Origin of the sequence: Nguyenibacter vanlangensis, from assembly GCF_013376155.1 — a bacterium.
GTDB classification, from domain to species: Bacteria; Pseudomonadota; Alphaproteobacteria; order Acetobacterales; family Acetobacteraceae; genus Gluconacetobacter; species Gluconacetobacter vanlangensis.
Window position 1 is genome coordinate 1 of sequence record NZ_JABXXP010000112.1, and the last position, 7138, is coordinate 7138.

The 7138-nt window shown below is 63.0% G+C and carries 6 protein-coding genes; 4 read left to right on the forward strand and 2 right to left on the reverse strand.

All coding sequences use genetic code 11. The features are described 5' to 3' along the window. Both HUK84_RS07940 and HUK84_RS07945 read left to right on the forward strand, forming a co-directional pair. On the forward strand, positions 1–419 hold a 419-nt coding region (locus tag HUK84_RS07940; protein ID WP_218064273.1), incomplete at its 5' end, for a hypothetical protein. Further along, a complete protein-coding gene (locus tag HUK84_RS07945; protein ID WP_176639811.1) occupies positions 416–1885 on the forward strand; it encodes a M81 family metallopeptidase in 1470 nt (489 codons plus the stop codon). The genes HUK84_RS07940 and HUK84_RS07945, both read left to right, overlap by 4 nt. 35 nt (positions 1886–1920) lie before the next feature. On the opposite strand, the gene HUK84_RS07950 is transcribed toward HUK84_RS07945, so the two are convergent. Next, positions 1921–4434: a TonB-dependent receptor domain-containing protein gene (locus tag HUK84_RS07950; protein ID WP_176639812.1), complete on the reverse strand. Its 2514-nt coding sequence runs from the start codon at positions 4432–4434 to the stop codon at positions 1921–1923. 565 nt (positions 4435–4999) lie between these two features. On the opposite strand from HUK84_RS07950, the gene HUK84_RS07955 reads away from it, so the two are divergent. Beyond that, entirely contained in the window at positions 5000–6340 is a 1341-nt protein-coding gene (locus HUK84_RS07955; RefSeq protein WP_176639813.1) for an FAD/NAD(P)-binding protein, read from the forward strand. Further along, a complete protein-coding gene (locus tag HUK84_RS07960; RefSeq protein WP_176639814.1) occupies positions 6337–6603 on the forward strand; it encodes a YidH family protein in 267 nt (88 codons plus the stop codon). The genes HUK84_RS07955 and HUK84_RS07960 overlap by 4 nt, the downstream gene beginning before the upstream one ends. On the opposite strand, the gene HUK84_RS07965 is transcribed toward HUK84_RS07960, so the two are convergent. Further along, positions 6534–7138 (reverse strand): siderophore-interacting protein (locus tag HUK84_RS07965; RefSeq protein ID WP_176639815.1); only part of this gene is annotated, 605 nt, incomplete at its 5' end. The genes HUK84_RS07960 and HUK84_RS07965 overlap by 70 nt on opposite strands.

Sequence of the window (7138 nt, forward strand, 5' to 3'; positions counted from 1 at the left end):
CGCGCCTTCCGATCGCCATCGTCGCGGCAGGGCTGGCGGCCCCCGGCGCGGTAATCCTGTTCGCGCCGGCCGCCGGTTGGGCCATCGGCCTGTTCATGCTCTGGATCGTCATGTCCAACGCGGCCGGCGCGATCGGCATCACCGCAGTGCAGGAACTGGCGCCCGACGCGGCCCGGGGGGTCGCACTCGCCCTGATATCCGTCTTCAACATGAGCGTCGGCCTTAGCTTCGGCACCACCGCAACCGCCATGCTGGCCGACCATGTCTATCTCGGCCCCTCGGGATTGGCCGCGTCGATCACGACGGTCGCCCTTCCCGCCGCCCTGATGGGCATGGGCCTGTTCCGGCTGGCCGCACGCGCCTGTACCGTCGCCGACGGGCGGATAATGTCCGACGCGTCCCCGGCGAGGTGCTCATGAAGACTCTCTTCATCGGCGGCATGGACACGGAAACGAACAGTTTCTCGCCTCTTCCCACAGGCCGCGCCCAGTTCGCGCTTGCGTTCGGGGACGGCACGTCGCGTCCCTTGAACAGTTGCTCCGCGCAACTCGCGGTCTGGCGCCGGATGGCCGGGGCGCAAGGGTTCGTGGTGCATGAGGGCCTGTGCGCGGTCGCCGAACCGGGGGGCTTCATCCCGCGCGCGGTCTATGAGGACCTGCGCGACCGTCTGCTCGACGGCATCGCGCGGGCGCGCCCGGCGATGATCCTGCTCGCGCTGCACGGCGCGGCCCTGGCGCACGGCTATGACGACGTGGAGGGCGATCTTCTCGAACGCGCAAGGACACTGGCCGGCCCGGATACGTTTCTCGGCGCAACGCTCGATCCGCACTGCCATCTCACCGATCGCATGGTCGGGGCCGCCGATGCCCTGGTACTCTACAAGGAATATCCCCATACCGACATCGACGACACCGCGGCGGACCTGTTCGCGATCGGCATCAGGACCCTGCGGGGCACGGCACGGCCGGTCATGGCGACCTGGGACTGCCGGATGATCGCCTCGTACCCGACGCAGAATCAACCGATGCGCGGGTTCGTGGACGCCATGCGCGCGGCCGAGCGCGACATGCCGGGCGTGTTGTCCGTTTCGCTCGCGCATGGCTTTGCCCATGCCGACGTCCCCGATGTCGGAGCGAAGATGCTGGTGATCGCGGATAAGAGCCGGACGGTCGCCCGCGCGACGGCGGAGCATTTCGGGCGCCGATTCTATGCGCTGCGCAACCAGGTCACGCCCCGCTTTCTCGATCTCGAGGCCGCGATGGAGCGGATTGCGGCCTATCCCGGCGGCAGGTCCCCCCTCGTACTCGCGGACACGGGCGACAATCCCGGCGGCGGGGCCGCGGGCGATGCGACGTTCATGGTGCACGCCGCCCTGGCGCGGGGCCTGGAAAATATCGCCTTCGCGATGTTCTGGGACCCGGTCGTGGTCGAGATCTGCATGGCGGCCGGCGTCGGGGCACGTCTCGACATGCGCCTGGGCGGCAAGTGCGGCCCGCAATCGGGGCACCCCGTCGATCTCGTGGGCGCCCGCGTCAGGGCCATCGGCACCACGATGAGGCAACGCTTCGGGTCGGTCGAACTCCCGATGGGCAACGCCGTATGGCTCGAGGCGCATGGACTCAACCTGATCGTCAACGACCTGCGGACGCAGGTCTTCGATCCGCTCTGCATGACGGCGCTGGGGCTCGATCCTGGAACGCAAAGAGCCGTCATGGTCAAATCCCTCAACCATTTCGCCGCTCTCTTCGCGCCCGTGGCCGGGGACATCATCCACGTCGCCACGCCTGGCACGACGTCGGTGCGGTACGGCGATATTCCCTATACCCGCCGGTCGCCCGATTACTGGCCCAGGCTTGCCGATCCCCTGGGCACGGGCGCGTCCTGAAGGACGGGCGCACGGCCCGTCCCTGGCCTCCGTCCTCAGAATTCTGCGGCAATCGTGCCGAAGGCTTCGCGCGGCGCGGCGATGAACAGATTGGCGTTGTCATCCCCGGACACCGAAGCGGCCCCATAGACGCCGCCGATATAATTCGCGTCGAACAGATTGGTGATCCCGAGAGTCGCACGTAAATGATGCGCGAAGCCGATGGTCCCGAAATCATAGCCCAGATTCAGGTTCGCCAGCCAATAGGCGGGGATATATTCGTCGTTCAGGTATGTCATCGGGCGGGCACCGACATAATTCACGTTGAAATTGAACATCGCACGGCGCCAGGTGTAGTTCAAATTCGCCTTGTACATGAACTTCGGATAATAAACCTGGTGCTTTCCCGCAAGGTCGTAATTCGTGCCGCCATAATTGATCGCGCGACTCAGATAGGTGGCGTCGTTCCAGCTGAAGCTGTTGGTGATTTCCAGCCCCTTGAACGGACGAATGGTGCCGAGCACATCCACACCGTTCATGGATTCGCGTCCCACATTCATGAAGGCGCTGTTCGCGTTGTTCGAACTGCCTTCCGTGATGGCGGCAAGCCTGTTGTAGTAGTCTGTATGATAGAAATCGACGGCCCCAGAAAAGAGATTGGAATTATACCTGTACCCGACGACATAATTCCACGTCGTCTCGGGGCGCAGCGTCGACCTGCTCGCGTCGAACACATCCTGCGCCGTCGCGCCGGGCGTGTTCTTCCCCAGTCCGCCCCAGGCCTGGCCGCTGACCTGTTGGGACGAATAATCATAGGCCCGCATGTTTTCGGCGATATCCCAGTAGACTTCGTGATGCTGGAGGAAATGATAGTCGAATTCGAAATGCGGCAGGAAGGCGGCAGCGGCGGTCAGCGAACCGTTCGCCGCATGACGATAATAGGTATCCCAGCCCGCTTGGTCCAAGGCCTGCGTGAAGTCCCGCTTGGTTCCGCCATGCGTCGTCTGGATCAGTGACTTGAAACCGCCCAGCAGGGTCATGCCGGGGATGATGGTCCAGCGATCCTGCAGGAAAAACTGGAAACTGTTGGTATTGAAGCTGTCCTCGAACCATGTATGAGCCTGGCTGGCCTTGAAATCCGAGAGCGAATTATGCGCCGCGTTCGGATAGTCTTCATAAAGACGCTGGTCATAGGTATAGGCGTTGTTTTCGTACCAGAGCCCGGTGTCGATATGGTTGTTGCGCGGGGCCTCGATGGTGAATTTCTGCGTAAATCCGATCCTCCGCATGCCCGCATGGGACATCTGCAGGGCCATCGGCACGCCGGTCACGGTCCCGTTCGGAAGAAGCGTGACAGGACCATAGCTCGGCGAGGTCAGGAAATTATTCGTGCCGCCATAAACGCCGCTGTTGGCGTTGCCGTAAGCGAGCGTATCCGAATGCAGCATGTCGGATAGATCGAAATGCCCGGCGATCGACGACAGATAGGTGCGCTGGATCTGCTCGCCGTCCCAGGCATAATCGCCGATCTCGTCGTTGGACAGAACGCCCTGATAGCCGGGCGGGACGTCGGCCGTGTACTGGGCATAATACGCCCAGAGCTTGGCCTTTTCGTAGTCGGGCTTCAGGTAGGTGGTATCGCGTCCTTCCCGGCGCCACATGTTTTTCGTGACGGTCAGGTAATTGGCCTGGGTGAAATTTCCATAGCCGAAGAACGCCGTGACCTGTCCGCGCGGGCCGACGGGCTGCACGATTTTCGCGTCGGCCTGCAATTCGCTCTGATACCCCATTCCTTTCCACAGATTGGACTTCGTCCGCGCGAATGACGCATAGAATTTCGTTCCGGAACGATTGAGGATGCCGCTATCGACGCGGCCATACGTCCGATAGGCGTCGAAGCTTCCGAATGTCTGGCTGACCTTGCCCCCCGCCTTATCCCTGGGATCGGAGCTGACATAGGTCATGGCCCCGCCGAGGGTCTGCGCCGAAAAAATATCCAGCGCGCCAGCGCCCTGCGACATCGTCATGCCGGACAGGTCGTCCTGGATGATGGCCTGGGTAATCGACACGCCGTTGGTATTGACGAATCCCTGGGTGCCCAGAGGGATGCCGTCCAGCGTCGCGCCCAGTTGCATCTGGTTATAGCCGCGCACATAAAATGTGTTGGCATAGGTATCGAGGCCGAAGGCGTCGTCAGAGGTGAAATTGGCCCCCGGCGTCGTCAAGGCGAGAATCTGCATCGGATTGGTACCGGCGACGAACCGGTCCATGACGGCGCGCGTCACCGCGACCGCCGCCCCGGCGCTGCGCACGCGCTCCCCGCTGACCTGAAGCGTCTCGCCCACCTTGGAGGTGGCGGCATTCCCGCCGCGCGCCACCGTCGCGCGCGGCGCGGAGGCCGTCCTGGCCATGTCGGCTTTTCGAACCATGGGGTGCTGCGTCGTTTCCGTCGTCTCCGCGGACGCGCCAGGGGGCGAGGACACCGCGAACAAGCACCCGGCGATGGCCGTACCGAAACAAAGAAACGATGTTCTAGAACGGTGGCGAATGAAAACAGGGTGATCGTTCATTTTGTCCCTCTCTGCCGGTGAACACGACATTTCGGCGATGCCGCGATGGTGTCGATAATAGAATATTCCGAATGTGAAATATTAAGCCTGAACGATACCAGAGCTGTTAACGTGCGATACGAATGAAACTCCGCAAACATCGTTCCCGGGAACGGTCCGCCGGCGGCGATCCGATACGCGAAAACAGATGCCGAACATGCCGCCGCGCGGCACTCTCGCCCCTCAGCCCACGTTCCGGTCAGGCTCCGAGCGATTGCGGAAGGATTTCACGGCGCGGGAAATGGCGATTGAATTTTTCGGCCATAAGATGGACCGTTCGGGACAAGGCCGAAAGCGAGGTCATTCCTGCCGGCATCCTGGCTGGACGTTGGCGGCCTGCCGTCAGGTGGTGGCCAAATTTAAGTTAGAGATCCCCCCACGCTTCTGACGCGGATGCCGGAGTATGCGGGGGTAAATGCGCCAAATCGTTCGTTTCATATGAACGATCCGATCGATATAATCTTCTGGATCGCATGATCGCTGCGGATCATTCTGCGCGCAACAGCGTCGCAGGAGCATGTGCAATATGACCGAAACAGACATACGCGACATCGTCATCATCGGTGGGGGGGCGAGCGGCGCGCTGACGGCGTGGAACTTGGCCGTACGTCATGGCGTAACCTGCACCGTGATCGATCCTTCCGAACGGCCGGGGTTCGGGTTGGCCTATTCAACGCCGTCACTCCAGAATCTGCTGAATGTGGCGGCGAAGGGCATGAGCGCCGATCCAGACGATCCAGACCATTTCCTGAGGTGGTTGCATGACAACGCGCCCGGTTCCGTTGCGCCGGGGGAGTTCGTGCCGCGTGCGATCTATGGCCTTTACCTGCGCAATCTCTATTCCATCGCAGCGCCGGAACACGAACGACAGGCGGCCGTGGCTTGTCGCAGGCTGGACCGCGGGTTCGAGATCACGCTCGCCGACGGGCGGAAGATCCACGCGGGCAGGGTGGTGCTTGGCTGCGGGCATTTCGATCCGGCGCGCCTGCCTGGAATCCCGCCGGAGCTCGACGTGACGGGGCGTTATCGCCACAACGCCTGGGCCGAGCGGGTCTTCGCCGGGATCGCCGTTTATGACGAGGTGGCGGTGATCGGGACAGGGCTGACCACGGTCGACGTGCTGTTGCGCCTGCGGGAAAACGGTCATCGTGGCCGGGTGACGGCGCTGTCGCGACGCGGGTTGTTCCCTGAACGTCATGCTGACTACACGCCTCTGCCTGCGCCGGTCTTTACGCCCGGCGGTATAGAGCCCACCGCGCGCGCCTATCTGCGCGCGTTCCATGGGGCGCTGAAGCGCGGCGCGGACTGGCGGGCGGCTGTGGACAGCATGCGCTCCGTCACCAATGCGCTCTGGCTTATGTTGCCGGACGCGGAAAAAATCCGCTTTCAGCGGCATCTGCTGCGGCGCTGGGAAGTCGTGCGGCACCGTATGGCGGCGCATATCGCCGACATCCTGGATCAGGAGCGTCGCGCCGGGTCGTTGCGCGTTCTGGACGGCCGGGTCACCGCGATCGCGCCCGATAACGATGGCCTGACGATTACGGCTGTGGCGGGTGAAGAAGAGTTCAGCCTTCGTGCGGCACATGTCATCAATTGCACCGGTCCGAGCCTGAAATACAAACGTGTCGATGCGCCGCTTCTGCACGATCTGTTCGAACAGGGCGAGATCATGCCGGGTTTCGGGGACGCAGGCCTGTCCTGCACGCCGGACGGCGCGTTGATCGACCATGCGGGCAAGATTGCTGACGATCTGTTCGTCGTGGGGCCAGCACGGCAGGGCGTCCTGCTGGAGTCGATCGCGATTCCAGAAATTCGTTGCCAAGCGAAAGAGGTTGCGGAGATGCTTGTGAATGGAAACGCGCCATGATCTCGCGCTATACCGGTCACGCAGCCAATGAACGCACGTTTCTGGCGTGGATGCGCACCGCGCTCGCGATCCTTGCTTTTGGCGGTGTGCTGACGAAATTCGACCTGCTCCCCAGGCTGGTGGCGGCCCGGCAGGACGCCGGAGCCCCGCGCCCCCATGGATATTTTCTTGTAATATCGCGACGGGTCTATTTTCAAAATTCAATCTTAAACTCGTCGATATTATTTTTCGAAAAGTATTCACGAAATTCTATCGCCCATTGACCCAAGCCCCCCAACTGGCGGCGCCCAACTGACGGCGAAGGAGTTTCGGTTATGTCGCGGCCCTGCCCGCCGGCCGGAATGCCGCGCCGCCAATAGCCGGCGGCGCGGATCTGGTGCCGGGGGATGGCTTCTTCGGTGCGCAGGTAGGCTTCCAGCCGGCGGGCCACGTCCCATTCCGCGCCGATCCAGGCGTGGATATCGGTCGAGGGCAGGGTAAGGTGGCGCAGCGCCTGGTCCAGCCGGGTCGAAAGGCCCGCCGGGGTGCCGTCGCGATGCAGCCAGGTAATGGCGGCATCGGACGCCGTGGGCAGGCGGCGCTCCTCCCGCGCGTCGGCGATTTCGATCAGCGCCTGGACGGGCACGCCGGGCGGCATGTCCTCCAGATATCGGGCAATGGACGGCAGGGCGGTTTCGTCGCCGATCAGCAGATAGGCCGCATAATCATCGGGAACCCGGCCCACGCCGCCCACCCCGCCCGGGCGTCGTCCGCCCACGCACAGCCCCACGCACAGCCCCACGCACAGCCATTGTCCCG

Bases quoted from the DNA above. Each gene is read 5' to 3' on its own strand.
- HUK84_RS07945 (WP_176639811.1), top strand. From the start codon at position 416: ATGAAGACTCTCTTCATCGGCGGCATGGACACGGAAACGAACAGTTTC.
- HUK84_RS07950 (WP_176639812.1), bottom strand. From the start codon at position 4,434: ATGAACGATCACCCTGTTTTCATTCGCCACCGTTCTAGAACATCGTTT.
- HUK84_RS07955 (WP_176639813.1), top strand. From the start codon at position 5,000: ATGACCGAAACAGACATACGCGACATCGTCATCATCGGTGGGGGGGCG.
- HUK84_RS07960 (WP_176639814.1), top strand. From the start codon at position 6,337: ATGATCTCGCGCTATACCGGTCACGCAGCCAATGAACGCACGTTTCTG.